This window comes from Lapillicoccus sp. (assembly GCF_036559105.1).
Lineage (GTDB): Bacteria > Actinomycetota > Actinomycetes > Actinomycetales > Dermatophilaceae > Lapillicoccus.
The window spans coordinates 1-25,250 of record NZ_DATBTV010000108.1 but is presented as its reverse complement, the minus strand read 5'-3'; the positions used below and the strand labels follow the sequence as shown (position 1 = coordinate 25,250).

The window sequence follows — 25,250 nt, the reverse complement described above, 5'->3', positions numbered from 1 at the left end:
TCATGACTGACCCCTCCTCCACCCCGGTCCTCGTCGTCGGCGAGTCCCTCATCGACGCCGTGGAACGAGGCTCGGAGCCACCGGAGCTGCACGTCGGCGGTTCCCCGGCCAACGTCGCTTTCGGCCTCGGCGCCCTGGACCACGACGTGTCGCTGGCGACGTGGTTCGGTCGCGACGACTGGGGACGGCGCATCGCGGACCGCTGCGCCGAGAAGGGCGCCAGGGTCGTCGCCGGCAGTGACGGCGCCGCCCGCACCTCTGTCGCCCGAGCAGTCCTGGACGCCGGGGGCGCAGCGACCTACGACTTCGACATCACGTGGCAGGTCCCGGCGATCGCCGACCTCGCGGGCTTCGGGCATCTCCACACCGGAAGCATCGCGGCCGTCCTCGAGCCGGGCGGCTCGCAGACCCTGGTCACCGTGCAGCAGGCCCGCGCGACGGCGACGATCTCCTACGACCCCAACGCGCGGCCGAGCCTGATGGGCTCCCCCGACGAGGTTCGCCCGCGGATGGAGGCGTTCATCGCCCTCGCCGACGTGGTCAAGGCCAGCGACGAGGACATCGCCTGGCTCTACCCCGACCGGTTCGTCCCGGACGTCCTGCGCCACTGGGGCTCCCTCGGAGCGTCCCTCACCGTCGTCACCCGCGGCGGCGAGGGCGCCCTGTATGCGTTGCACCACGTCGGCTCGGTCGCCACCTGCGAGGCTCGCAGCTCGGGACTGGTCGACACGGTCGGCGCCGGCGACTCGTTCATGGCGGGGCTGGTCTCCGGCCTGCTCGATGCCGGGCTACTCGGGTCGACGGAGGCGCGCGAGCGGCTCGCCACGGCCACCCTCGACGACGTCCGGCCGGCGGTCGAGCGGGCCGTGACGACTGGTGGGATCACCGTCTCCAAGGCCGGCGCCTACAGCCCGGGGCGCTCCGAGCTCGACTGAAAACCCTTACGACACAAAGGTATGCCGCGTCCCGACCGGGGACGCGGCATACCTGTTGGTGAGAAGGGCCGGTCAGCCCTTGACCGCTCCCGCCGTCATGCCGCGGATGAAGAACCGCTGCAGCGAGAGGAAGACGATCAACGGGACAAGGATGGTGACGAACCCGGCGGAGGGGATGAGCTCGCGGCCCGCCCCGGTTTGGCCCTGGAGGCCCTGGAGGGCGACGGTGAGGATGGTGTTGTCACCACGGCCGAGGAACAGCAGCGCGGCGAGCAGGTCGTTCCAGACCCAGAGGAACTGGAAGATGGCAAACGATGCGAGCGCCGGCACCGACATCGGCATGATCAGCCGCCAGAAGGTCGTGAAGTGGCTGGCCCCGTCGATCTTGGCCGACTCGATGATCGCCAGTGGCAGTGTGGCCATGTAGCTGCGGAGGATGTAGATGGCCAGCGGCATGCCGAAGCCGATGTGGGCCAGCCAGATGGCAGGGAAGGTTCCGGTGAGGCCGATGGCGCCGTAGATCTTGAGGAGCGGGACCAGGGCCACCTGGTTGGGTACGACGAGTAGGCCGACGATGATGATGAAGACGATGTCGCGGCCCCTCCACTGCATGAAGGTGAACGCGTAGGCCGCGAACGCGGCGATGAGGATCGGGATGACCGTCGCCGGCACGGTCACGACGAAGCTGTTGATGAACGCCGTGCCCATGTTGACGCCGGCATTATCGGTGGTGAGGACCTGGACGTAGTTCTGGATCGTCCAGCCAGTGGAGAAGGGGCTGAAGATCGCGGTCCACCAGCCGGAGCTCAGCTGCTCGTCCCGGGGCCGGAAGGAGTTGATGAGCAGACCGAGGACCGGGATCATCCACAGCACGCACAGGACGATGATGAAGATCTTGACTGGCAAGGTCGCGCTGCCCGGACCCATGCCCGTCTTGGTCTGCCGGAGAACCTGGGCCGGCGGCTTCGCCTCGGGGGCGCCGACTCCGGGCTGGACGGTGGTACTCATCGGCTGGCCTCCTCAGCCCGGAAGTGACGGACCTGGTAGATGAGAATCGGGATGATCGCGATCATCAGGATGACGACGATCGCCGACGCGAAACCGTTGTTGCCCTGGGTGAACATCTCGTCGAAGAACCGTCGCCCGATCACGTCGGTGTTGAAGGCGCCGTTGGTGGTGACGTAGACGACGTCGAACACCTTCATCACCCCGATCAACACGGTGATGAAGACGGTGATCACCGTCGGCCAGATCTGCGGGACGACGATGCTGAAGAAGATCCGCCGCTCCCCCGCACCGTCGATCCGGCCCGCCTCCACGGTGTCCTCGGGAACGCCCTTGATGGCGGAGGAGAGCAGCACCATGGAGTACCCGACCTGGGTCCAGATGAGGATGATCATCAGCAGCAGGCTGTTGAAGTGCAGGGTGTCGATCGAGTACCAGAAGAACGGGCCCTTGTTGAACAACCCGAAGATGGCGTTCAGCAGACCCGTCTGCGGCGCTCCGGCCGGTTGGTACTCGTAGATCGAACGCCAGATCGTCGCCGCGGCGACCATGCTGATCGCCATCGGCAGGAAGATGAACGTCTTGCTCAGCTTCTCCCCTTGGGGCCGCAGCCGATCGGCGAGGACCGCGACACCGAGACCCAACACCACCGTGGCTGCCGGCACCACGATGATCCACAGCAGGTTGTTGAAGAGCACCTGGAGGAAGGAAGGGTCGGTCAGCAGGCTCGTGTAGTTCTTGACCCCGACCCAGGCCGTGTTGTCCTCGTTCTGGAAGCTGTACACCAGCGTCACGACCGCCGGGTAGATCAGATAGGCGCCGATGGCCAGGATCGCGGGCCCCGCGAACATCCACGGTTTGACCCGGTCCTCCCAACGGCCCGGTAACGACTCGGCGAGCTTGTTCAACAACCAGTACAACAACATCGCGCCACCGATCCCGCCGATGATGGCGAGCAGCGCGTTGGCGATCTTGATAGCCAAGGGACCCAGTCCTTCCTACAACGACGGTCTGAGCGTGGAGCTGGAGTTCGGGTTTCACCGGGCAGTCGCGGGGAGACCCTAGTCCCCCCGCGACTGCCGGCTCATGACATCAGCTGCTGGCCTTCGGGAAGCTGGCGTCGATGTTGTTCAGCGTGGTATCCAGGTCCTGCTGGCCCGAGAGCCACTTGACCGGCTCCGTCCAGAACGTACCCGCGCCGACCTTCGCCGGCATCGAGTCAGACCCATCGAACCGCGCGGCCTTGGCCTTGTACAGCACCTCGGAGGCGATCGTCTGCAGTGTCTTGTTGGGCAGCAGACTCACGTCGGCCGTCGTGTGCGGCGAGAACGAGCCTGCCTTGGCCTGCTCGGTTCCGTTCTCCTTGCTGGCGATGAAGTTGCGCAACTTCAGCGTGTTGGCGTCGTTGTTGAACGCTGCGGCGATGTCACCGGCGACCAGCACCGAGTTGTCGCCCTCGGCCTTGGGTGGGAACGCGTACGGCCGGGTCTCGGTGTCCAGCTTGGCGATGACGGCGTCCGGGAAGCCACCCTTGTTCGCCACGAAGGTCGCCTGCTTGAACAGGTAGCAGCCTGGCGGGTTGTCGAAGAGCGCGTTGCCACCGGTCTGGAAGTTCGTCGCGACGATCGACTTGGTGCCACCGCGGACGTTGGCGTCGGTGAAGGCGATCTTCTGGAAGTACTCGAATGCCGGCTTGATCTCGGGGCTGTTGAACTTCAGCGCACCGGTGACCCACTTGTCGTAGTTGTCCGGGCCGGCCAGACGCAGGACGAGGTCCTCGATCCAGTCGGTGATCGGCCAACCGGTTGCAGCGGCGGATTCGGCGGCGATGCACCACGGCGTCTTGCCAGCGGCCTTGATCTTGTCGGTCAAGGTCAGAAGGTCGTCCAACGTCTTCGGCTGGGTGAAGCCAGCTGCACTGAAGGCCGGGGCGTCCGTCCACACGAGGCTCTTGACGCTGACTTCGTTCGGCAGGCCGTAGACCTTGCCGTCCGCACAGGTTCCGGCCTGAACGAAGCCAGGAACCAGCGTTTGCTTGTCCGTCGCGACGGTGGCGTCGTCGAAGGCGACGAGCTTCTTCTGCTTAGCCAGGTCGCACATCAGGCCCGGCTGTGGGAAGAGTCCGACGTCCGGCGGGTTGCCACCGGCGACGCGTGCCCGGATCTCGGTGTCCCACGCCGCAGCCTTGGTGAACTTGACGGTGACGCCGTTCGAGCTGGCCCACTTCTGTACGTCCGCCTTGAAGCCCGGCTCGGTGTCGGCGCCGAGGCCGTACATGACCTCGATGGTGCCCTTGCCGGCGCCGGCAGCGGTTCCCTCCCCGCTGCTGCCACCCGAAGTTCCCGAAGATAGGCATCCCGACGCGAGGCCGGCGACGGCCACGGCGGCGAGAGCGGTAACGCTTGCCCTGCGAGTGATCATGGTTCCGAACTCCTCCTTGGAGGTGATCTGGGGGCTCCATTGGCCCCACGCGGGCCGGCCGCTCAAGGCCGGGCGACAGAGGAACCGGCTTCGTCGCTGGTCCGCCTGTTTCGAGGCGCTGGGTCGCCTCTGGCTGCTCCTTCGTTGCTCTCCGGCCCATGCAACACCACAGGAGGTGATCTGCGCCACATGCACCCCAGGCTTTCCCATGTTGTGACCTGCACCGGTTCAGTTCCTCGCTGCCGTGGGCGCCGTTGACCCCGTTAGTAATTCCCTTGCAACGCGTCAACGGTGAACCGGGTGGAAACGGGCAAGGTGACGGACCCCACGCTCGCACAAGGGGATCGCGGGCCTGGCCCGCTTGCAAGGGGCGGCCTCGCTGGTCGGCCCTCGGCGACGCTCGGGGCCGGCCGAAGCCCCGTTCGGGTCGGCCGAGCGGTCCGCAACGTGGGGCCCCTGTCCGCCTGCTGGACGGGACGCGGCAGGCTGTCCCCCGTGAACGAGGACCACGATTTCGACGACCTGCTCGCGGCCAACCGCGGCTACGCGGCGAGCTTCACCATGCAGGAGTTCGACGGGGTCGCCCATGCGGGGGTCGCGATGGTCACCTGCATGGACTCCCGGATCGACCCACTGCGTCTCATCGGCCTCGAGCCCGGCGACGCGAAGATCTTCCGCAACCCCGGCGGCCGGGTCACCGAGGCCGCCCTCGAGGCGATCGTCCTCGGGGTGCACCTGCTCGGGGTGAACCGGGTCCTGGTGATCCCACATACCCGCTGCGCCGTCGCCTCCAGCACCGAGGCCGAGCTGCGTGACCGGGTGAGCAAGTCGGCCGGCGTGGACGCGACGTGGCAGGTCTTCCACGTCGTCGAGAACCAGGAGGCGGCGCTGCGCGAGGACGTGCGCAAGGTCCGCACCCATCCGTTGATCCCCGAGCACATCGCCGTGGGGGGCTTCATCTACGACGTGGACACCGGCCTGCTCGATCGGCGCGTCTGACCGATTCGGCAGCATGACGCCCAGGCGCCACCCGAGATCGCGACCACGTCGGTGCGTGGGTGCGTTATCGCGCCGAGCCGCCCGTTGGTGGTGGTGGCGTGACGGCGGCCGACGTCAACCCCCTGACAACGTGGTTTCGCAGCGCTAGCGCTGCGAGCACCGGAACGACGATCGTCACGATCGCGGCCGAAGGAATGAGTTCCGTGCTGTGGATGTCCTGACCGTGCAGGCTCTGAATGGCGACCGTGGCCGTGGCGTTCTCGCCACGGCCGAGGAACAGGAGCGCCATCAGCAGGTCGCCCCACACGCCGACGAACTGGAGGATGGCGAAGGACACGAACGCTGGCACCGACATGGGAATGACGAGCCGCCAGAACGCCGTGAAGTGGCTCGCTCCGTCGAGCCTCGCGGACTCAATGACTTCCCGGGGCAGCTGCGACATGTAGGCACGCAGGATGTAGACCGCCAGCGGCAGCCCGAACGCGACATGGACCAGCCACACCCCGAGGAATGTTCCGGTCAGCCCGACTGCGCCGTAGATCTTGAGGAGAGGCACCAGGGCCACCTGGCTCGGCACTATCAGCAGACAGACGAAGACCACGAGGAGAACGCCACGCCCGCGCCACTGCATGAACGTGAAGGCATAGGCCGCGAACGCCGCGATGAGGATGGGGATCACGGTCGCAGGGAGGGTCACGATGAGGCTGTTGACCAAGGCCTGCCCCATATTCACGCCGTCCCCCGAGGTGGTGAAGAGGGTGACGCGGTAGTTGTCCAGAGTCCACTGAGTGCTGTCGAGCGGGCTGGCGATCGCCGTCCACCAGCCGGTGCTCAGCTGCGCGTCGCGGGTGCGGAACGAGTTGATGAGGGTGCCGATGACCGGGATCATCCAGACCGCGCACACGACGCCCAGACCGAAGCGAAGCGTCCAGGTCGCACGCGGACTGCGCGGGCCCATGCCCGGCCGGCTCGTTGTGCTCATCGAACGGCCTCCTCGCCGCGGTGATCACGGTCCACATCGACATGTTCGTCCAGCGGCGCGACCGAATTCGCGTCCCCGCACGAGGCGCTCGGGGCGGGCGTCGAGCGTCACCGGCCGAACACCGCGTCCACCTCAGGGATGCGGTCCCGGTATGCGCGCAGCAACCCTCGGGCGACGGTCACCGAGTCGACGAGGGGGTGCCGGGCCAACGCCTGCTCCGCGAGGTCCGGCGACCCGCTCACGGCCGCCTCGATGGTGAGCCGCTCGACGTGCTTGACCTGGGCCATGAGGCCGAGCTGGTAGAGCGTCGGCGGTGAGACCGGAAGCGGAGTGGGACCCCCGGAGCCGACGGTGACGGGCACCTCGACGACCGCGTCGTCGGGCAGGCCGGGAACGCTGCCTCGGTTCGCGACGTCGAGGATCATCGTGGCCTCCTCGTCGCGGGTGATCGCCCGCATCAGTGCGAGTGCGACACCCTCGTAACCGCCGACGTCGGCGATGCCCTCCTCGCCGCCGCGGGCCTGGCCGGCGTGCTCGGCGGCCATGTAGGTCGCCTCCCGCTCGGCCCGGGTCGTCGTCCACAGCTCGTGGGCGCGGCTCGGGTCCCTGGCAGCCGCGGCGTAGAAGTCGCCCTGCTGTCCGGCCAGGAACTCGCCGCGGGTGAGCCCACCGGACCGGATCGACGCGACCGCGTCGCGGGTGAAGTCGTAGTAGTAGAGGTACTCGTTGGGCAGCGCGCCGATCTCCCGTATCCAGTCCAGCCCGAACAGCTGGCCCTCCTCGGTCGCCCCGAGCAGGGCGTCGTCGGCGAGCAGCCGAGGCAACAGGTCCTCGCCGTCGATCCGCAGCCCGCGCAGCCAGCCCAGGTGGTTGAGGCCGACGTAGTCGAGACCGACGGGCGTACGCGGGTCGACGCCCAGGAGCCGGGCGGCCCGCTTCGCCATGGTGATCGGGGTGTCGCAGATACCGACGACGCGGTCGCCGAGGACGCTGCGCATCGCCTCGGTGATCATGCCGGCCGGGTTGGTGAAGTTGATGACCCACGCGTCCGGTGCGACCGCGCGGACCCGCTCGGCGACCCATCTCGCGACGGGGACGGTGCGCAGACCGTAGGCGATCCCGCCGGGCCCGGTCGTCTCCTGCCCGAGCACGCCGTGCTCGAGGGCGACCAGCTCGTCCTGCACCCGCGCCGCCAGGCCGCCCACCCGGATCGCCGAGAAGACGAAGTCGGCGCCCTCCAGCGCCACGTCCAGCTCCGTGGTCACCGTGACCAGCGGCCCCTCCGAATCCCGGGTGGAGGTATATCCGAGCGCCCTAGCGCTCGCAGCACCCTCCACCGACGAGATGGAGGCGAGGACGTGGGCCATGACGTCAAGGCGGCCGGCGTCGGTGTCGTAGAGCACCACGTCGGTGACCCCGGAGTCGGTGAAGGCCAGCGCCGCGTACACGAGGGGCGTGCGGAACCCGCCGCCACCGAGGATCGCCAGCCTCACCGGCGCACCCGCGGCCGTCACCGCAGGGCGAGGTGCGTGCGGACCGATTCCGCCAGCCGCTGCGCCACGGCCTGGGCCTGCGACTCGTCCGCCGCCTCCACCATGACCCGGACGAGGGGTTCGGTCCCGGACTTGCGCAGCAGCACGCGGCCGCTGCCGTCGAGCTCGTCGGACGCCCTGGCGACGTCATCGAGCAGCGCCTCGTGCGAGTCGACCTGAGAGGTGTCGACGCCGCGCACGTTGACGAGGACCTGCGGGAGGCGGGTCATCACCGACGCGAGCTCGGTGAGCGACCGCCCGGTCTCCGCGACCCGGGCCGCGAGCATCAGCCCGGTGAGCACGCCGTCGCCGGTGGTGCCGTGCTCGAGCAGGATGACATGGCCGCTCTGCTCGCCACCCAAGGCGTACCCGCCGGACTTCATGTCCTCGAGGACGTAGCGGTCGCCGACCGCGGTCTGGCGCACGGTGATCGCCGACCGCTCCATCGCCTGGAGCATCCCGAGGTTGGACATGACCGTGGCCACGAGAGTGTCGGACACGAGACGGCCCTTGTCGCGCAACGAGATCGCGAGGATCGACATGATCTGGTCGCCGTCGACCGGTGTACCGGAACCGTCGACCGCGAGGCACCGGTCGGCGTCGCCGTCGTGAGCGACGCCGAAGTCGGCGCCCTCGGAAAGGACTGCCTCGCACAGCCGGTCGAGGTGGGTGGAGCCGTAGCCGTCGTTGATGTTGAGCCCGTCGGGCGAGGCCCCGATGACCGACACTCGCGCCCCGGCGCGGCGGAACGCCTCGGGCGAGGCGACCGATGCGGCGCCGTTGGCGGTGTCGAGGACGACGTGGAGACCGTCAAGCCGGTTCGGAAGGGCGGCTATGAGGTGCCCGACGTAGCGTTCGAGGCCGTCGCCCAACGAGCGGAGCCGCCCCACCCCGGCGCCGGTGGGCCGCTGCCACGGCTCGCGCATCCGCGCCTCGATGGCGTCCTCGACGTGGTCGGCGAGCTTGTGGCCGCCGCGGGCGAAGAACTTGATCCCGTTGTCGGGCATCGGGTTGTGCGACGCGGAGATCATCACGCCGAGGTCGGCACGGAGGTCGGCCGTCAGGAAGGCGATCGCCGGTGTCGGCAGCACGCCGGCGTCGAGGACGTCCACGCCCGCCGAGGCCAGTCCAGCAACCGTCGCGGCGAGGAGGAACTCGCCGGAGGCCCGGCCGTCGGTCCCCACCACGGCCGTCGGGCGGTGCCCCTCGAACTCGCCGGACTCACCGAGCACGTGAGCCGCCGCGACCGCCAGGTCGAGGGCCAGCTCCGCGGTGATGTCCTGGTTCGCCAGGCCGCGAACCCCGTCGGTCCCGAAGAGTCGAGCCACTGCGCTGGTCCACCTCTCTACGTGACCTCACCGCGCCAGCCCGGGAAGCGGGCCGACGGACGAACCTACTACGCCGCGAGGGCGGCCCCAGGCATACCGGGACCGCCCTCGCGTTCGAGCAGGTGCGCGTCAGCGCTTGCTGTACTGCGGAGCCTTGCGGGCCTTCTTGAGGCCGGCCTTCTTGCGCTCGGGGACGCGCGGGTCGCGGGTGAGGAACCCGGCCTTCTTGAGCGCGGGACGGTTCAGCTCCTCATCGACGCCGTTCAGCGCGCGGGCCACGCCGAGGCGAACCGCGCCGGCCTGGCCGGAGGGGCCACCGCCGTGCACGCGGACGAGCACGTCGTAGGCACCGGTCAGGTCGAGGACGGTGAACGGCTCGCCGACGATCTGCTGGTGCACCTTGTTGGGGAAGTACGCCTCCAGCGTGCGGCCGTTGATCTGCCACTCGCCGGTGCCAGGGACGATGCGCACCCGGGCGATGGCCTGCTTGCGACGGCCGGTCGCGGCGCCGGGCGCCGAGGCGCTCGGACGGCGGACGTCCTCACCGGCGACGGGAGCGGTGGACTCGGAGGTGTAGGTGCTCAGCTCCGGCTCGTCCGACTCCAGAACGGTGTCGGTAGTGATGTCAGTCAACTCAGGGTTCCTTACTGCGCGACCTGGGAGATGGTGAACGGGACCGGCTGCTGGGCCGCGTGCGGGTGGGTGTCGCCGGTGTAGACCTTGAGCTTGGTCATCTGCTGGCGGGCGATGGAGTTCTTCGGGAGCATCCCGCGGACGGCCTTCTCGACGGCCTTGGCCGGGTTCTTCTCGAGGAGCTCGGTGTAGGACGTGGACTTCAGGCCTCCCGGGTAGCCCGAGTGGCTGTAGGCCTTCTTCTGCTCCGCCTTGGCGCCGGTCAGCACGATCTTGTCGGCGTTGACGATGATGACGAAGTCACCGGTGTCGACGTGCGGGGCGAAGGTCGGCTTGTGCTTGCCGCGCAGCAGGATCGCGGTCTGGCTCGCGAGACGACCGAGGACGACGTCGGTCGCGTCGATCACGTGCCACGTGCGATCGACCTCGCCGGGCTTGGGGGTGTACGTGCGCACAGGACTCAGCTTTCGTCAGCGGTATCTCGGGTATGCCTCGCCGCGGCCCTTCCGGTCGACCGACCGCGCCGCGTGGCCCCGAGCCGAAACGCCCCGGGTGGCACAACCTCTTCAGTGTAGGGGCGGGCCGGAGGCCGGCCAAATCGCGCTGTAGGCCGCTGCATACCGGGCCTGACCTGCGGTGACGTTGTCGCACAGATTCTCTGCACGATCCTTGTGCAAAGAGAGTGTGCATAGGTATTGTGTATGTCATGACCACCACGCCACCCACCGGACCCGGTACCTGGGGCTCCTCCGAGAGCCCCTCGGAGCTGCACCTGGGGGGCGAGGCCGTCAAGGTCCTCGCCCACCCGCTCCGCTCGCGCATCGTCACCCAGCTGCGCCGCAGCGGCCCCCTCACGGCGACCGCCCTGGCGGCACTCCTGGGCACCAACTCGGGCGCCACGAGCTACCACCTGCGCCGGCTGGAGACCGTCGGGCTCGTCGAGGACACCGACACCGGCAAGGGTAAGGAGCGGATCTGGCGGGCGGCCGTCGAGCAGCACTCGTGGACCCAGAGCGAGCTGGTCGACGACGAGGACGCCCTCACCGCCCTCAACTGGCTGGAGCGCGACTACATCCGCCACTTCGCCGGCAAGGCCGAGCAGTGGCTCGACGTGCAGCAGGACTGGCCGGTGGAGTGGGTCGACCATCTCGGCATCAACGACAACGTCGCGCTGGTGACCCTGGAACAGCTGCGGGCCATGCGGGCGGAGATCGAGGACGTCCTGCTCAAGTACCGCCGGGTCGGCCAGGGCAACCCGCAGGCCAAGCGGGTGGCCGTCTACACCTACGCCTACCCGGTCGACCTCGACCAGTCACCGCGAGGAGACCGCTCGTGAGCGCCATCGTCTCCCCGGCCGCCGCCCGACGGGTGTTCCTGACGCTCACGGTGACGCGCTGGTTCCCGGTCGGGCTGGTCGTCGGGATCCTCACGCTGTGGCCGCTGGAGCGCGGCCTGACCATCCCGGAGGCCCTCTCCGCGATGTCGCTCACCGGGATCACGGTGTTCCTCCTCGAGCTGCCGACCAGCGGGTTTGCCGACGCGTTCGGGCGCAAGCCGGTCTACGTCACGGCGGCGGTCTTCCTCATCACCTCAGCGGTCGTCTTCTACACGGCGACGGCCTGGTGGCAGTTCGCGCTGGCCGCGGTGTTGACCGGCGTCTTTCGGGCGCTCGACTCCGGACCGCTCGAGGCGTGGTTCGTCGACACGGTCCACGCGACCGAGCCCGGCGCCGACATGGACCGCGACCTGTCTCGCCAGGGGATGGTCATGGGGTCGGCGATGGCGCTCGGTGCGCTGATCTCCGGCGGCCTGGTCTGGTGGCACCCCATCGCCTCGCAGAGCGCCCTGCTGCTGCCCGGGTTGCTCTACCTGGGACTGGGCGTCGTCCACCTCACGGCCGTGCTCCTCATCCTCAAGGAGCCGGACCGTCGCGGAGCCGGCGGCAGGGTCGGTATGCGTCGGGCCGCGGCGTCGGTGCGCGAAGCGCCGGTGGTGGTCCGGGAGGGCCTGTCGCTCCTCGGGCACAACCGAGTGCTGGGCGGCCTGGTGGCGGTGGAGCTGTTCTGGTCGGCCGGGATGGTGGTCTTCGAGACGTTCCAGCCGATCCGGCTGGCCGAGCTGCTCGGCAGCGAGGAGGCCGCCGCGGCGGTCATGGGTCCGGTGGCGAGCGCCGGCTGGGGCCTGTTCGCGCTCGGGTCCGCCCTGGCCGCGGTCGGCAGCCGCCGGCTGGGCATCGCCCGGACCGCGATCCTGGCCCGGATCCTCAACGGTGTCGGCGCGGTCGTCATGGGTCTCGTCGCCGGGCCGCTCGCCCTCATCGCGGCCTACGCCTTCACCTACACGTTGCACGGGGCGGGCGGTCCGGTCCACGGCGCTCTGCTCCACCGTGAGGCCTCCGCCCGCAACCGGTCCACCGTGCTCTCGATGAACTCGATGGTCTCGTTCCTCGGGTTCAGCCTCACCGCCGCGCTCGCGGGCCAGCTCGCGGCACATACGTCGACCCAGGTGGCGATGGTCCTCGTCGGGGCGTTCAGCGTCCTCGGCGCGTTCGGCTACCTGCCCGCGCTGCGGGCGGAGCGCGCCAGGCGGCGCGAGGCGGAGCGGGCGCACACGCCAGCGGGCGCTGGTCGCTGATCCCCCCCGACTCAGGGCCGACGAACGGACCAACGCCTGCTGGCGTGTCCGGTTCAGGCGAGCTCGGCCGGATCCGGCTCCCAGTGCAACCGGCGGGTACCGCGGACTGCCAGCGGACCCACCCCGGCGACGAGGATCACCCCGGCGCAGGCGGTCAGGACCGGCTGGGTCCCGAATCGGTCGGTGAGCACGCCGGCCATCGCCTGGCCCAGGGGCATCCCGACGAACGAGGTGAGGATGTCCCACGACGACACCCGGGCCAAGAGGTCGTGGGGGACGTGGTTCTGGATCGCCGTCTCCCAGCAGACGCCGAAGAACATCAGGCCCGAGTAGCCGATGACCGCCCCGAGCAGCACGCCGGTGAGCGTGCCGGGCCATACGTAGGCCATCACCCAGACCGGCATCAGGCCGAGCGCGACGAACCCGACGACCAACGGCCGGCGGGGGCGGACCCGCATGGCGATGACGCTGCCAATGACCCCGCCGAGACCTTCCGCCGCGGCGATCACGCCCAGCGCCGAGGGGCCACCCAGGTCGCGTAGCGCCACGACGTTGACGGTGACCAGGACGACCCCGTTGGCCACGTGGTAGACCCCGGCGGCCACGACGCCCCAGAGCAGCCAGTCCCGCGAGCGGACCGCAGCGAACCCGCCGCGCAGCTCGCTGAGGAACCCGACCCGTTCCGCCCGGAGCGCCCGCGCCCGGATCAGGGCGACGGTGACGGCTGACGCCAGGAAGCTCAGCGCGTTGACGACGAACCCGAACGGCGCACCGAAGGCGGCGATGAGCACGCCCGCGGCCGCCGGACCCACGGTGAGCGAGGCGGTCTGGACCGCGTTGAGGGTGGCGTTCGCCGAACGGCGTCGCTCCAGCGGGACCAGCGTCGGCTTGAGCGACGACATGGCGGGGTAGAAGAAGGCGCCCGCGCCGCCGAAGACCGCCACCAGCCCGCAGAGCAGGGGCAACGGGTGATGGTCGCCTGGGCCCACGGCGAAGCCGGGGACATAGAGGACGGCCAAGGCCCCCGCCGCCCCGGCACGGACCAGGTCCGCCGCCACCATGATCGTCTGCGGCCGGAGCCGGTCCGCCCACACTCCCCCGACCAGGGTGCAGGCCAGCCGGGCGACGACCCCGCACGCGAGGACCAGCCCGAGGTCCGTGGCCGAGCCGCCGGACGCGATCACCGCGAACGACAGCGCGATCGGCTGGAACGCGTCGCCCAGCCACGACAGGCCCTGACCGCCGACCAGCAGGCGGAAGTCGCGGGTCCCCCATCGGGAGGCGACGGGGAGGTCGTCGACAACAGTCTCCATGATCAACCACATTAGTACGTCGTCTAACTATTTGTCATCAGACTTTCAAGCACTATCTCTGTACGGCGGCGAATGGCATACTGATGGCGTGACCAGACCCCGGCCCACGGACGCGGTCGACGCGCACGTGGCCCGGTGGGTCACCCAGATCCCCGACCTGGACCCGTCGGTCGAGGGCGCGACGACCCGGATGCAGGCCATCGTGCGGAAGCTCCGCAAGGACGACGCCGAGTTCCACGCCGGCCGCGAGTTCACCCTCGAGGACTCGAACACGTTGCATGCGTTGATGATCCAGCCCTACCCGGTTGAGGCGACGCCGGCACAGCTCGCCGACACCTGCCACGTGACGCGGGCGGCCATGACCAGCCGGCTCGATCGCCTCGTCGACGGCGGCTACGTGACCCGCGAGGTCGACCCGTTGGACCGCCGCCGCGTCATCGTCCGGCCCACCGCCAAGGGCAGCGACACCTGGCAGGAGCACCTCCACGCCGGGATGGAACGCGAGGCGAACCTGCTCTCTGCCCTCTCCCCGCGTGAGCTCGACCAGCTCAACGGGCTGCTCCGCAAGGTGCTCCTGTCGTTCGAACAGGGTTGACAGCCGTGGGCGCGGATGAGGACGCTCGATCGGTGCCCGGCCCGCGGACCATCGACCTCAACGCCGACGTCGGCGAGTCCTTCGGGCGGTGGCGGCTCGGCGACGACGAGGCCCTTCTCGACGTCGTCACGTCCGCCAACGTGGCCTGTGGGTTCCACGCCGGCGACCCGGCCACCCTCGTCGCCACGTGCCGCGCCGCCGATCTGCGTGGGGTGGCGATCGGCGCGCAGGTGGGCTACCGCGACCTGGCCGGGTTCGGCCGCCGGTTCGTCGACGTCTCCGCCGACGACCTCTACGCCGACGTGCTCTACCAGCTGGCCGCTCTGGACGGCATCGCCCGCACCGTCGGCAGTGCGGTGACCTACGTGAAGCCCCACGGGGCCCTCTACAACGCGGTCGTCCACCATGAGCTCCAGGCCGATGCGGTCATCCGCGCGGTCGCCGACTACTCCAGCGACCTGCTGGTCGTGGGGCTGCCCGGCTCCGCCCTCCTCGCCGCGGCCGCGGGCGCCGGGCTGGCCACCGTGCGCGAGGCCTTCGCCGACCGGGGGTACACCGCGGCCGGCACCCTGCTGCCCCGGACGGAACCCGGCGCGCTGCTCGACGACCCGCAGGAGATCGCAGCCCGAGTCCTTCGGCTCGTCCGGGAGGGCCGCGTGACGTCGACCGACGGCGCCGAGGTCGAGCTCGAGGCGGACTCGGTATGCGTCCACGGTGACTCCCCCGGGGCAGTCGCCATGGCCCTGGCGGTCCGAAACGCCTTGTCGGGGGCGGGAGTCCGGCTGGCGGCCTTCGCACCACCGCCGTCCGCGCCACCACCGTCCGCGCCACCACCGACCGCATGAGGCTGCTCCCTTGCGGCGACCGGGCGATCCTCGTTGAGGTCGCCGACGCCGCGGAGCGCCGCCGCCTCGACGCCACGCTCCGGCGCCGTCCGCTCCCGGGCACGCTGGAGCACGTCCCCGGTGCCCGCACGGTCCTCGTCGTGGCGAGCGCGGCACACCACCTGCCCGAGGTCGCCGCGGCGCTGCGCGGCCTCGTCCTCGACGGCCCTGAGGCTTCCGCCGAGACCGACGAGCTGGTCGTCGAGGTGCGGTACGACGGTCCCGACCTCGACGACGTCGCCACCCACCTGGGAGTCGCGCCGTCGGAGGTTGTGGCGCGGCATACCGGGCAGCCGTGGACCGTCGAGTTTGCCGGTTTCGCACCGGGTTTCGCCTACCTGACCGGATCCGAGGGCGACCTGGAGGTCCCCCGCCGCCACTCGCCCCGCACGCGCATACCGGCCGGTTCGGTGGGGCTGGCCGGCCCGTACTCCGGGGTGTACCCACGCTCGTCGCCGGGCGGGTGGCAGCTCATCGGACGCACCGACGTCACCCTGTGGGACGCCGAGCGGGACCCGCCGGCCCTCCTCACCCCCGGTCGTCGCGTCCGATTCGTCGAGGTCCCCTCGTGAACGCCGTGGTGGTCGAAGCCGTCGGCCCGCTGGCCCTGATCGAGGACCTCGGCCGGCCGGGACACGCATCGGTCGGGGTGACCGGGAGCGGAGCCGCCGACCGGCGGGCCCTGCGCCTCGCGAACCGGCTGCTCGGCAACGCCGAGGGAGCCGCCGGTGTAGAGGTGTTGCTCGGCGGCCTCGCGGTGCGCGCCGACGGCGACGTCCGGGTGTGCGTCACAGGGGCGCCGGCACCGGTCCTGGTCGACGGCCGCGCCGCCCCCCTGGGTGCGCCCCTCGAGCTCCGCGACGGTCAGCTGCTGACCCTGGGCGTGCCGTCCACCGGCCTGCGCACCTACCTGGCCGTCCGGGGCGGACTGGCTGAGCCGCTCGTCCTCGGCAGCGCCAGCACCGACCCGACCATGGGGGTGGGCCCGGAACCGCTGGCGCCCGGACGGCGGCTGGCCCTGGGCCGTCCACCCGACCGTGAACCCGCCCCCGCCGTCGACGTGGCCGCGCTCGAGCCCCCGCCGGTCACCGACGTCGCGCTCCGTGTCGTCCTCGGTCCGCGGGACGACTGGTTCGCGCCGAGCGCGGTCGACGCGCTCACCTCGCAGCCGTGGACGGTCACGACGGAGTCCGACCGGGTCGGCGTTCGGCTGGCCGGGCCGGCGCTCGACCGGGCCGACATCGGCACCGCGCGCGAGCTGCCCAGTGAGGCCGTCGTCCGCGGCGCCGTCCAGGTCCCGCACTCGGGCCAGCCACTGATCTTCCTCGCCGACCACCCGACCACGGGCGGCTACCCCGTGGTCGCCGTCGTGGTCGACGACGACACCGACGTCCTCGCACAGCTGCGGCCCGGCGAGCGGGTGCGGTTCCGACGCGTACCCAGAGGTTGGTGACCGGACCCCACCCGATCTGAGCACCCGCACTCATGCGCCCTTCCGGTGACCCGGAGAGGGTTGGGGGACGTACCAGCCGGGTGCCGGACACCCGTGACAACCGCGACACCGACGACAGGGGAACTCGTGTACGACCCGATGGAGGCCATCGGCCGCACCCGCGACGACGTCGTCCGGGGCAGTGGCGCGTTCCACGAGGCGACCGACACGCTGGGACCGGTCACCGCCAAGGACGACACGGGGGCCGTCACGGTCACGATCGACGGCGACGGACGGATCTCCTCCATCCTCGTGTCGATGACGTGGAAGAACAGCTACACCGCGCACTCACTGGCCGCAGGCATCAACGACGCGGCCAACAAGGCCGGGATCGCCCGGCTCGAGCAGTGGGGCACGACGCTGGTCGAGGCCGACGAGCGTCCCCACGGGCGCGTCGTGGCGCCGCGGCTGGACGCCGACGACCTGTCGGTGCGCCTGTCCGAGGCCGTCGACCGCGACCGGTCCGGGTCGGTGGACTCCTCCATGCAGGTCATGCGTGACCTGCTCCACGAGCTGGTCGACAGCATCGAGCAGGTCCGGGACGAGGTACGCGAACACCTCACCCGTGAGTACACCGGGCGCAGCGCCTCCGGTCACGCCAAGGCCACCATCGCGGGCAACGGGACGCTGCTCGACCTCACCTTCGACCAGACCTGGCTGGACTCCGCGCACCCGGCCAACATCGGCCGCGAGGCGACGCAGGCCCTGCACGAGGCGTACCGGCAGGCCGGCGGCGACGACGTCGAGACGATCGTCGCCCGTAGCCCGCTCGGCCGTCTCCAGCGGCTGTCCGAGGACCCCGTCGCGCTCGCGCGCGCCATGGGTCTGCGCAACTGACACACCAACGGGGACCAAGGAGCAGACATGACCTACGAAGTGCAGCTCGCAGCGCTCAAGACCGATGCCGACATGTGGGACCAGACGTCCGACGCGCTGCTCACCGCCGAGAACAACGCCTGGAGCCAGAACCTCGGCGAGTACGAGCTGTCCTGGGCCGCCGAGGCCGTCGGTCTGACCACGACCTACAGCTCGATCCAGAACAAGGTCGGCATGCTCCTGGCCGGCGGCTCCACCGAGACCGGAAAGATCTCGAACACGCTCCTCACCATCAAGCACAACTACGAGGTGAACGAGAACAGCGCCGAGCAGCAGTACCGGGGCGCCTGGGAGCCCATCGGCTGACGCCGACCAGCAGTTCACGACAACGACTTCCGACACAAGGGGACGCGACATGTCCGGTACCGCCAACGACATCCGAGATCTCGTCAACCGGTTCAACGGCCTCGTACAGGACCTTCAGGACGCCATCAACGACGTCCTCGACTGGGTTCCATGGGGTCTCGGCTGGTTGGCCGACAAGATCCGCGACCTGTGGAACGGCCTGATGGACAAGATCAAGGAGCTCTTCGCCCCGCTGGTCGAGATCCTCAGCAACCTCGGCGAGCCCAGCACCGTCTCCAGCACGGCCGACGCGTGGAGCACCAGCGTCGGCTCGCCGGTGAGCGCCCGGGTGGCTCTCGCCGACCTCGGCTCTCTGGCCGTCGACGACAACTGGAAGGGCTCCGCGGCCGACCAGTACAAGCAGAAGGCCCCGCTGCAGAAGACCGCCCTGCAGAACGTCAAGACCCAGTTCACCGACGGGATCAGCAGCGCCCTCAAGGACGTGTCGTCGGCGATCCAGGTGTTCTTCGGCCTGATGATCGCCGCGATCGGTGCGTGGATCGCGGCCATCATCACCGCCCTCGGCGCCACGGCGACGATCTTCGGCATCCCCGCCGGGATCCTCATCGCCATCGCGGCGGCCGCCGGGTTCGGCGCGGCGTTCTGGGGTGCCGGCGAGAACCTCAAGTCCCAGTGCCGGAGCGCGAAGACGCTGCTCGAGCAGAAGATGTCGGAGAACACCGCCTACCCGAACGGGGCATGGCCCGTGGCGACGCTGTGACGTCCTCCGGCGTGGAGCGGGACCGGGCCGCCATCACCCGGGGGACGGCACGGTCCCTCGTCGCCGGGGTGTTCGTCGTGGTGAACCTCGCCCTCATCGCGCTGTGGTCCTCGGTCGCGTCGACCCTGCCGGACCTGCGCGGGCTCGTCGTCGCAAGCATCGCGGTCCTGGCGGTCGGAATCGTGTGTCTCGCCGGGGTCATCGTGCTGGGCAACCGCTGGCGCGGGGCCCATCCGCCGGAGGCCGCGACGGGAAGCAGGGCCGCCACCGTGCTGGCGGCGGTGGCCGTGGCCCAGCTCGTCGTCGGGTTCGCGGCCATGACCCTCCTCGGGGCCTTCACGGACCTGCTCGCCCTGCAGATCCTCCTCGCGACGATGGTCTCGTCGGTGGTGGTGCTGGTCCTGGGGGTCGGCCTGTCCCGCCGGATCTCGAAGGCGGCCGCCGCCGGCTGACGTCAGCCGCAGACCGCCAGTACCCGCATCTGGTCGTCCTCGAGCCACCACGGCCCCCCGGCTCCACCGAGGACCGCCCGCTCTCCCACCACCGGACGCCGGCCGGCGTCGAACCCACTGAGCAGCAGTCCGTCCGATCCCAGCGCCAGCAGCTCGTCCCCGAGTCGGAGCAGCACGGGCCCAGTCGGGTCGGCGCTCACCGCAGTGCGTCCCGCCGCGACCCCGCCCAGGACGTCGTCCCCGTCGGTCAGCACCCAGGTCGTCGGGGCACCAGGCAGAGCGTCGTTCCCGTATGCGTGGAAGTCGCTCCCGCCGATGGGTACGGTCTCGCGGTCCCAGGACAGCCACCACGCCAGCGGGCCGCCCCAGTTGTGCAGCACCGGGAGTGCGTGCCACGACGAGTGCCAGACCTCCGCGACCGCGGTCGGGTGGTCGAGCGCCATCCGCCAGCAGCAGTCCGTCGCCAGCGGATGGTTCACCGACAAGACTCCGCCGCGAGCCTCCACGTCGCGTTGCCACTGCGCGCCGGGGTTGCGAAAGTCGACGAACCCGATGTCCCCCAACGCGTTGGCGTGCCCGCGGTCGGTGGTGACCTCCTGACCGGGGATCAGCCGGATGCCGTAGCGCTCGCCCACCAACGGGAGGTATGCGTGATGGCTCGTCGTGTTGTGGTCGGTCACCGCCAGGGCGTCGAGACCGCGGCTGACAGCGAGGGCGGCGAGCTCCTCGATCCCGAGCGCGCCGTCGGAGTGGACGGTGTGCGCGTGGAAGTCCGCGGCCAGCCAGCGCATCCCGTCGACGTCGGGGAGCTTCCGGCGGGGCCCGCGTTCGGGCACTGGTGGCGCCTCGGGCTGGGCGTCCCGTTCCGCGGCCACCTCGGCGGGGGTGGCCCGCCGGACGGTCAGCCGGTAGCCGACCCCGGCCGGAGGGACGCGATGCAGGCCCACGAGCACCTTCCAGGTCCCCGGCGACACCGGTGTGGGCAGATAGCCCGGCGTCGCCCAGCCCTCGCTGACGACGTAGTGCGGCCGTGCTCCTCCGGACCACCCGACGTAGCCGTCCGGGCCCTCGCAGCCGAGGTCGAGGACCACGCCGTCCCGCCGCTTGTACCCGAGCTCCACCCGGAACGCGCCGACACCGGGTGGTACCTCGAAACCGACTGTGACGCAATAGTTCTCGGCTCGGTCCTCCGGAGTCCAGGTACCGCGCCGGTCGAGCAACGTCACCGGTCGGCCGGCGCTGCGACGCGGTCCGGCTCCAGCAGCTCGCCGTCGGCCGCACCGTAGCGCAGCACCCGCTTGTCCGCGGGGCTGAGCGAGACCTTCGTGTCGACCAGCGGCTCCTCGCCCTCCGGGACCAGCGCCTGCACCGAGTGGTCGCCACAGCTCACCGACACGAGCATCGATGCGCCGAGGTTCTCGACGATGCTCACAGTGCCGTCGAGCGAGTACCGGCCGGTGTCGTCGAGCTTGGTGTACTCGGGCCGGAACCCCACCAGCACATCGTCCCCCTCGGGCACCCGCTCGCGTCCGAAGGCACTGCCGGGAACGAGGTTCATGGGCGTCGAGCCGATGAAGTTGGCGACGAACACGTTGGCCGGCCGGTGGAACACGTCCGAGGGTGTCCCGATCTGGCGGATGTGCCCGGCCTCCATGACGGCGATGGTGTCGGCCATGGCCAGGGCCTCGGCCTGGTCGTGGGTGACGAAGACCGTGGTCACGCTGAGCTCGTGCTGCAGCCGCTTGAGGAAGGTGCGTGCCTCGAGCCGGAGCCGCGCGTCGAGGTTCGACAACGGCTCGTCGAAGAGGAACACCGCGGGCTGGTACGCGATGGCGCGGGCCAACGCGACCCGCTGCTGCTGGCCCCCGGACAGCTGGCCCGGGCGACGGTCCATCAGTTTCTCCAACCCGAGCCCGGCCCCGGTCGTCGCGGCCTTCTCTCGACGTTCCGCCTTGGCCATCTTCTGGATCCGCAACGGGTAGCTGATGTTGTCGGTGACGTCCATGTGCGGGAACAGCGCGTAGTCCTGGAACACCATGGCGACGTCGCGCTTGCCCGGCGGCAGCGTCGTCACGTCCTTGCCGCTGAGAAGGAGCTGGCCCGCGGTCACCTGCTCCAACCCGGCGATGGTCCGCAGCAACGTGGTCTTGCCGCAGCCGGAGGGCCCGAGCAGTGCGAAGAACTCACCATCAGCGATGGACAGGGTGAGGTCGTCGACGGCGGCGACACCACCGGCATACACCTTGGAGAGCCCGACGAGGTCGATGCTGGCCATCAGCTCTTGATCCCTCCGTGGAAGCGGAAGCCGTAGCGGCGGTTGACGAACAGGTACAGGGCGATCACCGGTATTGCGTACACCAACGAGAACGTCGAGATGAGAGGGAGGTTCGCCTGCCCGCCCTCGGTGTAGAAGGTGTACATGAGCACGCCGGCGGGGGTCTTCTCCGGGTCGCGCAGCAGGATGTAGGCGGTGAGGAAGTCACCCCACGCGTTGACCAGGGCCCACACCGCGATGGTCGCCAGGCCGGGTCGTGCGATCGGCAGGACGACGTGGCGCAGCACCTGCAACGGGCTGGCTCCGAAGACGCGCGCGCTCTCCTCGTAGGACTTCGGCGTCGAGTCCATGAAGTCCTTGAGGATGAAGATCGCCGCCGGCAGCAGCCCGCCCGTGAGCACCAGCGAGACGCCGCTCCGGTCGTCGATGAGCCCGAGCTGGAACATCAACAGGAAGATCGGGACCATCGCCGCGGTGCCGGTGACGATCGAGGACAGCAGCAGCAGCGCGTAGAGGATGAGGTCGCGGCCGGGCACGCGCACCCGGGAGAGGGCGTATGCGGCGAGCGCGGACAACGCGGTGACCAGCAGCATCGCCCCGCCCGAGATGAGGATCGAGTTCTTCAGTGACGACAACGCGTAGGGGTTCTTGCCGAGCTCGGCGAAGTTGTCGAGGGTGAAGTCCGGGATCTTCACGGTGAGCGTGGGTGTCTTGTCGAACGGCGCCAGCACCAGCCAGAGCAGCGGCAGGGCGAAGAACAGCGAGAGCAGCGTGATGAGGCCGTAGAACAGGATCCGGCGGACGACGGCGGCAGGAGTCACCTCACTGCCCCACGTTCCGGGCCTCGGCCGCGGTGAGAACCTCGTCGGCCTCCGCCTTCGCGTCGTCGGCATCCATGGACCGGTTCGCGGTGCGCCGCTCGCGCAGCAGCCGGATGTACAACAGCGCGATGACGAGGTTGATCAGCAGCATGATGAAGGAGATCGCCGAGCCGTAGCCCAGCTCGCCGCCGTAGAGCGCGCGCAAGTAGATGAACACCGGCAGCGTCTCGGTCGCGTGGTCTGGTCCCCCCGCGGTGAGCAGGTACGGCCCGAAGTCGTTGAAGGTCCAGAGGCTGATGAGCAGCGTGTTCGTCAGGATGTGCCCGCGGATGTGCGGGAACACGACGTCGCGGAACTGCTGCAATGTGGATGCGCCCGCCAGGCGAGCGGTCTCGAGCTGGGACGGTGGCACGGCCCCCAGAGCCGCGGAGAACAGCAGCATCGAGAACGCAGTCCCGCGCCAGGTGTTGTAGATGATGATCGAGGCCATGGGGTACTCGAGCAGCCAGGCCGTGTCGGGGGTGTTGAGGATCGTCCCCAACGTGCCGCCGTTGTTGTTCAGGAACGCCACCCAGAGGAACGCGACGATCGAGCTCGGCAGGATCCACGCCATGAGGACGAGCGTCTCGACGATCGCCTTGACCGCCTTGGGAACCGAGCGCATCGTCCACGCGATGAGGAACCCGAGGACGCTCTGGCCGACGATCGCCGACCCGAAGACGAAGACGATGGTCAGCCACAGCGAGTTGTGGAACGCCGGGTCGGCCAGGGCCGCTCGGTAGTTGTCCAACCCCACGAACTTCGGGTCGGCCGCCTGCGCGCCGGTGAGCCGGAAGTCGGTCATCCCCAGCCAGATGGTCCAGACGGCCGGGAAGACAAGGAACGCGGCGATCAGGAGGAAGGCGGGCGTGACGAAGGCGACCGCCCGGGCGCGTCCGAGCCCGGCGGCGTCGGACGCACCCGAAGCGGCACTCACGTTCCTGCTCCGCGGGTCGCCGGGGGGAGCACGGGGGGCTTGCCCCCCGTGGGCCTCACGACTTCTGGACCTTGTCCGCGCCTCCGGCGACCTTCTCCACGGCACCCTGGTAGGTCGCCGCGGCATCGTCGACCGACTTGCCCGAGACGATGTCGGCGGTGGCCTGCTGCAGCGCCTGCGACACCTGCGGGTAGACGGCGAGTCCTGGGCGGTACCGCGTGATCGGCAGCACCTTCTCGGAGATCAGCGACAGCAGCGGGTCCTTGCTGAGGACCTCCTTGTTGACGTCCTGCCGCGCGGTGATGCGGGCCGATCCGGCCAGCGCCGCCTTGATGGCGTCGGGCGAGTAGATGAACTGGATCAGCTCCCACGCCTGCTGCGGGAACTTGGTGTTGGGGTTGAGGAAGGTGCCGCCACCGCCGGACATCGACACCAGGTCCTGGCCGCCCACACCGGCCCCCTTGGCCTTGGCCGGGATCTGGGCGTAGCCGACGTCGGCGTCACGGGTGGCCATCGGTGCGGACCCCTTGTCGGGGTTGATGACCGACCGCCAGAAGTAGTCGCCCTCCAGCAGGATGCCGATCTTGTTCGCGGCGAACGCGGCGAAGGACTCGTCGCGGCCCTTGGCGGCCTGCTGGAAGTTCTTGTCCATCAGGCCCTGGTCCAACAGCTGCTTGTAGAAGCCGAGGACGTCGCGGGTGTTCTGGGTGTTGCCCTGCCACTTGCCGTCCTGGTAGATCTCCGCACCGGTGCCGACGAGCAGGTCGAGCGCCCCCTGCATCGTCGTGGCCTCGCCCATCGCCGTGCCGGCGTTGATCTGGATCGGGACGACCCCGCTGACCGCCTTGAGCTTGGCGCCGGCGTCGAGGATCTCCTGCCAGCTGGCGGGCTTCCAGTCGGCCGGGAGACCGGCCTGCTGGAACAGCTTCTTGTTGTAGTAGAGAACCCGCCCGTCGGTACCGCCCGGGACTCCGTAGACCTTGTCGTTGTAGGACGCGTTGGCCTGGACCGCCTTGGGGATCTGCGCCCAGCCGTCCCAGGACGTGACGTTGGGCCCGACGACGTCGGCCAGGGGCTTGATGTAGCCCGCGTCGGCGAACTCGCCGACCCAGATCCCGTCGAGGGCGATGACGTCGGCCCCGGACTTGCTCTTGAGGTCGAGCGCCATCTTGGCCTTGTACTGCTCGTCGTCCACGCCGGAGGGCTGGAACTTCAGGGTGACGTTGACCCCCTTGGCCTTCTGAGCCTCGGTGAACTTCGGGATCACGTAGTTGGCGTACCAGTCCGCCTCGGCAGCGTTCTTGCCCCCGGAGATCGCGTTGGAGGTCACGGTGAGGGCGACCTCGGTCGCGCTCGCGTTCTGGGTGGGGTTGGCCCCGCTGCTCCCGGAGGACCGGTCGCACGCCGCAACCATGGTGCCGAGCAGCAGGATCGAGATGGCGGGGACGGCTCGACGGGCCAGTCGGGTCCGCGGAGGTCGGTTCACGGTGGTCATCGTTGACTCCCTGTCGTCATCGCCGGCCGACCGACCCGTCACGCGGCCGACTCCAGCGGAGAACATCCTAGTAGGAATGTCCTGACAAGGCGCCCCGAGACGTGACTTGTCGCCGGACGTTCACCGAGGCGCCCGCCGCGGCCCGCGGTTAGGCTGGCGGTCCAGGGCGGCAGGGACAGGCGAGGAGCCGAAGATGGCCCGAGAGGACCGTGGGCGCTGGCCACGGCGGTCTCCCGCGCGCTACAAGGCCGCGATCCCGCCCGCGATCGTCGCGGTCGTCGGGTTGGCTCTGATGCTCGCCCTTCCGGACCTGCCCAACCTCGGACTGGTCGTCTTCCTCGGTGGGCTGGCGGGGGCGATCATCACGGCGTTCCTCGCGGGGCTGGGCGACTGAGGTGGTGCTCGAGTTCGAGGCCGAGGTCGTCCAGTGGCGCGGTCCGGCGCCCTACTACTTCGTCCCCGTCCCGGAGCCGCTGTGCGAGGACCTCCGCGTGGCGGCCCGCGACGTCAGCTACGGCTGGGGCGTCATCCCGGTG

Annotated in this window: 28 protein-coding genes; 14 read left to right on the top strand and 14 right to left on the bottom strand. The window is 69.8% G+C overall.

Annotated features, from left to right (window positions below; all coding sequences use genetic code 11):
* The first annotated feature begins 2 nt into the window (after nucleotides 1–2).
* Entirely contained in the window at nucleotides 3–935 is a 933-nt protein-coding gene (locus VIG79_RS14085; protein ID WP_331886679.1) for a PfkB family carbohydrate kinase, read from the top strand.
* A gap of 72 nt (nucleotides 936–1,007) precedes the next feature.
* Here VIG79_RS14085 and VIG79_RS14080 read toward each other — a convergent pair whose 3' ends face one another.
* From VIG79_RS14080 to VIG79_RS14070, 3 genes are all read right to left on the bottom strand, one after another.
* The gene (locus VIG79_RS14080; protein ID WP_331886677.1) at nucleotides 1,008–1,943 is read right to left on the bottom strand and encodes a carbohydrate ABC transporter permease; all 936 of its coding nucleotides are present in this window, start codon (nucleotides 1,941–1,943) and stop codon (nucleotides 1,008–1,010) included.
* Nucleotides 1,940–2,923, bottom strand: a complete 984-nt coding sequence (locus VIG79_RS14075) for a sugar ABC transporter permease (protein ID WP_331886675.1) — start codon at nucleotides 2,921–2,923, stop codon at nucleotides 1,940–1,942. Before VIG79_RS14075 ends, VIG79_RS14080 begins: the two co-directional genes overlap by 4 nt.
* A gap of 109 nt (nucleotides 2,924–3,032) precedes the next feature.
* Nucleotides 3,033–4,217: an ABC transporter substrate-binding protein gene (locus VIG79_RS14070; RefSeq protein WP_331886673.1), complete on the bottom strand. Its 1,185-nt coding sequence runs from the start codon at nucleotides 4,215–4,217 to the stop codon at nucleotides 3,033–3,035.
* 639 nt (nucleotides 4,218–4,856) lie between these two features.
* Here VIG79_RS14070 and VIG79_RS14065 point away from each other — a divergent pair.
* Nucleotides 4,857–5,360, top strand: a complete 504-nt coding sequence (locus tag VIG79_RS14065) for a carbonic anhydrase (RefSeq protein WP_331886671.1) — start codon at nucleotides 4,857–4,859, stop codon at nucleotides 5,358–5,360.
* A gap of 64 nt (nucleotides 5,361–5,424) precedes the next feature.
* Here the strand turns inward: VIG79_RS14065 and VIG79_RS14060 are convergent, their stop codons facing one another.
* From VIG79_RS14060 to rplM, 5 genes are all read right to left on the bottom strand, one after another.
* The gene (locus VIG79_RS14060; protein WP_331886669.1) at nucleotides 5,425–6,342 is read right to left on the bottom strand and encodes a carbohydrate ABC transporter permease; all 918 of its coding nucleotides are present in this window, start codon (nucleotides 6,340–6,342) and stop codon (nucleotides 5,425–5,427) included.
* A gap of 107 nt (nucleotides 6,343–6,449) precedes the next feature.
* Complete coding sequence (locus VIG79_RS14055; protein WP_331886667.1) at nucleotides 6,450–7,835, bottom strand: 6-phospho-beta-glucosidase; 1,386 nt, start codon at nucleotides 7,833–7,835, stop codon at nucleotides 6,450–6,452.
* Between the two features lie 17 nt (nucleotides 7,836–7,852).
* Nucleotides 7,853–9,202, bottom strand: coding sequence for a phosphoglucosamine mutase (gene glmM, locus VIG79_RS14050; protein WP_331886665.1), 1,350 nt, complete (start codon nucleotides 9,200–9,202; stop codon nucleotides 7,853–7,855).
* Between the two features lie 129 nt (nucleotides 9,203–9,331).
* Entirely contained in the window at nucleotides 9,332–9,835 is a 504-nt protein-coding gene (gene rpsI, locus VIG79_RS14045) for a 30S ribosomal protein S9 (protein WP_331886663.1), read from the bottom strand.
* Nucleotides 9,836–9,846: 11 nt separating this feature from the next.
* Nucleotides 9,847–10,290, bottom strand: coding sequence for a 50S ribosomal protein L13 (rplM, locus tag VIG79_RS14040; protein WP_331886661.1), 444 nt, complete (start codon nucleotides 10,288–10,290; stop codon nucleotides 9,847–9,849).
* 251 nt (nucleotides 10,291–10,541) lie between these two features.
* Here rplM and VIG79_RS14035 point away from each other — a divergent pair, with 251 nt between their 5' ends.
* Nucleotides 10,542–11,171 (top strand): helix-turn-helix domain-containing protein, encoded by a 630-nt coding sequence (locus VIG79_RS14035; protein WP_331886659.1) that lies wholly within the window; start codon nucleotides 10,542–10,544, stop codon nucleotides 11,169–11,171.
* Entirely contained in the window at nucleotides 11,168–12,469 is a 1,302-nt protein-coding gene (locus tag VIG79_RS14030) for an MFS transporter (protein WP_331886657.1), read from the top strand. Before VIG79_RS14035 ends, VIG79_RS14030 begins: the two co-directional genes overlap by 4 nt.
* 53 nt (nucleotides 12,470–12,522) lie before the next feature.
* On the opposite strand, the gene VIG79_RS14025 is transcribed toward VIG79_RS14030, so the two are convergent.
* Nucleotides 12,523–13,782 (bottom strand): MFS transporter, encoded by a 1,260-nt coding sequence (locus VIG79_RS14025; RefSeq protein WP_331886655.1) that lies wholly within the window; start codon nucleotides 13,780–13,782, stop codon nucleotides 12,523–12,525.
* An 88-nt stretch (nucleotides 13,783–13,870) separates the two neighbouring features.
* On the opposite strand from VIG79_RS14025, the gene VIG79_RS14020 reads away from it, so the two are divergent.
* The 8 genes from VIG79_RS14020 (at nucleotide 13,871) to VIG79_RS13985 (ending at nucleotide 19,147) form a co-directional block, all read left to right on the top strand.
* Complete coding sequence (locus VIG79_RS14020) at nucleotides 13,871–14,377, top strand: MarR family winged helix-turn-helix transcriptional regulator (RefSeq protein ID WP_331886653.1); 507 nt, start codon at nucleotides 13,871–13,873, stop codon at nucleotides 14,375–14,377.
* A 32-nt stretch (nucleotides 14,378–14,409) separates the two neighbouring features.
* On the top strand, nucleotides 14,410–15,222 hold the full coding sequence (locus VIG79_RS14015) for a 5-oxoprolinase subunit PxpA (RefSeq protein ID WP_331886651.1): 813 nt from the start codon (nucleotides 14,410–14,412) through the stop codon (nucleotides 15,220–15,222).
* Entirely contained in the window at nucleotides 15,219–15,833 is a 615-nt protein-coding gene (locus VIG79_RS14010; protein WP_331886649.1) for an allophanate hydrolase subunit 1, read from the top strand. The genes VIG79_RS14015 and VIG79_RS14010 overlap by 4 nt, the downstream gene beginning before the upstream one ends.
* The gene (locus VIG79_RS14005) at nucleotides 15,830–16,714 is read left to right on the top strand and encodes a biotin-dependent carboxyltransferase family protein (RefSeq protein ID WP_331886647.1); all 885 of its coding nucleotides are present in this window, start codon (nucleotides 15,830–15,832) and stop codon (nucleotides 16,712–16,714) included. The genes VIG79_RS14010 and VIG79_RS14005 overlap by 4 nt, the downstream gene beginning before the upstream one ends.
* Before the next feature lie 126 nt (nucleotides 16,715–16,840).
* Entirely contained in the window at nucleotides 16,841–17,590 is a 750-nt protein-coding gene (locus VIG79_RS14000) for a hypothetical protein (RefSeq protein ID WP_331886645.1), read from the top strand.
* Between the two features lie 27 nt (nucleotides 17,591–17,617).
* Nucleotides 17,618–17,935, top strand: a complete 318-nt coding sequence (locus VIG79_RS13995; RefSeq protein WP_331886643.1) for a hypothetical protein — start codon at nucleotides 17,618–17,620, stop codon at nucleotides 17,933–17,935.
* 49 nt (nucleotides 17,936–17,984) lie between these two features.
* On the top strand, nucleotides 17,985–18,695 hold the full coding sequence (locus tag VIG79_RS13990; RefSeq protein ID WP_331886641.1) for a hypothetical protein: 711 nt from the start codon (nucleotides 17,985–17,987) through the stop codon (nucleotides 18,693–18,695).
* The gene (locus tag VIG79_RS13985; RefSeq protein WP_331886639.1) at nucleotides 18,674–19,147 is read left to right on the top strand and encodes a hypothetical protein; all 474 of its coding nucleotides are present in this window, start codon (nucleotides 18,674–18,676) and stop codon (nucleotides 19,145–19,147) included. The genes VIG79_RS13990 and VIG79_RS13985 overlap by 22 nt, the downstream gene beginning before the upstream one ends.
* A gap of 2 nt (nucleotides 19,148–19,149) precedes the next feature.
* On the opposite strand, the gene VIG79_RS13980 is transcribed toward VIG79_RS13985, so the two are convergent.
* The 5 genes from VIG79_RS13980 to VIG79_RS13960 all read right to left on the bottom strand — a co-directional run bounded on the left by VIG79_RS13980 (nucleotide 19,150) and on the right by VIG79_RS13960 (nucleotide 24,705).
* Nucleotides 19,150–20,268, bottom strand: a complete 1,119-nt coding sequence (locus tag VIG79_RS13980; RefSeq protein ID WP_331886637.1) for a CehA/McbA family metallohydrolase — start codon at nucleotides 20,266–20,268, stop codon at nucleotides 19,150–19,152.
* A gap of 101 nt (nucleotides 20,269–20,369) precedes the next feature.
* Nucleotides 20,370–21,422 carry an ABC transporter ATP-binding protein gene (locus VIG79_RS13975; RefSeq protein WP_331886635.1) on the bottom strand — a complete coding sequence of 351 codons (1,053 nt, stop codon included), beginning with the start codon at nucleotides 21,420–21,422 and terminating at the stop codon, nucleotides 20,370–20,372.
* On the bottom strand, nucleotides 21,422–22,243 hold the full coding sequence (locus tag VIG79_RS13970; RefSeq protein WP_331886633.1) for a carbohydrate ABC transporter permease: 822 nt from the start codon (nucleotides 22,241–22,243) through the stop codon (nucleotides 21,422–21,424). The genes VIG79_RS13975 and VIG79_RS13970 overlap by 1 nt, the downstream gene beginning before the upstream one ends.
* A 1-nt stretch (nucleotide 22,244) precedes the next feature.
* A complete protein-coding gene (locus VIG79_RS13965; protein WP_331886631.1) occupies nucleotides 22,245–23,219 on the bottom strand; it encodes a sugar ABC transporter permease in 975 nt (324 codons plus the stop codon).
* Between the two features lie 55 nt (nucleotides 23,220–23,274).
* Nucleotides 23,275–24,705 (bottom strand): extracellular solute-binding protein, encoded by a 1,431-nt coding sequence (locus tag VIG79_RS13960; RefSeq protein WP_331886629.1) that lies wholly within the window; start codon nucleotides 24,703–24,705, stop codon nucleotides 23,275–23,277.
* Between the two features lie 202 nt (nucleotides 24,706–24,907).
* On the opposite strand from VIG79_RS13960, the gene VIG79_RS13955 reads away from it, so the two are divergent.
* Both VIG79_RS13955 and VIG79_RS13950 read left to right on the top strand, forming a co-directional pair.
* Nucleotides 24,908–25,108 (top strand): hypothetical protein, encoded by a 201-nt coding sequence (locus VIG79_RS13955; protein ID WP_331886627.1) that lies wholly within the window; start codon nucleotides 24,908–24,910, stop codon nucleotides 25,106–25,108.
* Nucleotides 25,056–25,250: DUF1905 domain-containing protein (locus VIG79_RS13950; RefSeq protein WP_331886625.1), on the top strand; the 195-nt coding region annotated here is incomplete at its 3' end. The genes VIG79_RS13955 and VIG79_RS13950, both read left to right, overlap by 53 nt.

Bases quoted from the DNA above. Each gene is read 5' to 3' on its own strand.
- VIG79_RS14085 (WP_331886679.1), top strand. From the start codon at position 3: ATGACTGACCCCTCCTCCACCCCGGTCCTCGTCGTCGGCGAGTCCCTC.
- VIG79_RS14080 (WP_331886677.1), bottom strand. From the start codon at position 1,943: ATGAGTACCACCGTCCAGCCCGGAGTCGGCGCCCCCGAGGCGAAGCCG.
- VIG79_RS14070 (WP_331886673.1), bottom strand. From the start codon at position 4,217: ATGTACGGCCTCGGCGCCGACACCGAGCCGGGCTTCAAGGCGGACGTA.
- VIG79_RS14060 (WP_331886669.1), bottom strand. From the start codon at position 6,342: ATGAGCACAACGAGCCGGCCGGGCATGGGCCCGCGCAGTCCGCGTGCG.
- VIG79_RS14035 (WP_331886659.1), top strand. From the start codon at position 10,542: ATGACCACCACGCCACCCACCGGACCCGGTACCTGGGGCTCCTCCGAG.
- VIG79_RS14025 (WP_331886655.1), bottom strand. From the start codon at position 13,782: ATGGAGACTGTTGTCGACGACCTCCCCGTCGCCTCCCGATGGGGGACC.
- VIG79_RS14010 (WP_331886649.1), top strand. From the start codon at position 15,219: ATGAGGCTGCTCCCTTGCGGCGACCGGGCGATCCTCGTTGAGGTCGCC.
- VIG79_RS13995 (WP_331886643.1), top strand. From the start codon at position 17,618: ATGACCTACGAAGTGCAGCTCGCAGCGCTCAAGACCGATGCCGACATG.
- VIG79_RS13990 (WP_331886641.1), top strand. From the start codon at position 17,985: ATGTCCGGTACCGCCAACGACATCCGAGATCTCGTCAACCGGTTCAAC.
- VIG79_RS13985 (WP_331886639.1), top strand. From the start codon at position 18,674: ATGGCCCGTGGCGACGCTGTGACGTCCTCCGGCGTGGAGCGGGACCGG.
- VIG79_RS13975 (WP_331886635.1), bottom strand. From the start codon at position 21,422: ATGGCCAGCATCGACCTCGTCGGGCTCTCCAAGGTGTATGCCGGTGGT.
- VIG79_RS13955 (WP_331886627.1), top strand. From the start codon at position 24,908: ATGGCCCGAGAGGACCGTGGGCGCTGGCCACGGCGGTCTCCCGCGCGC.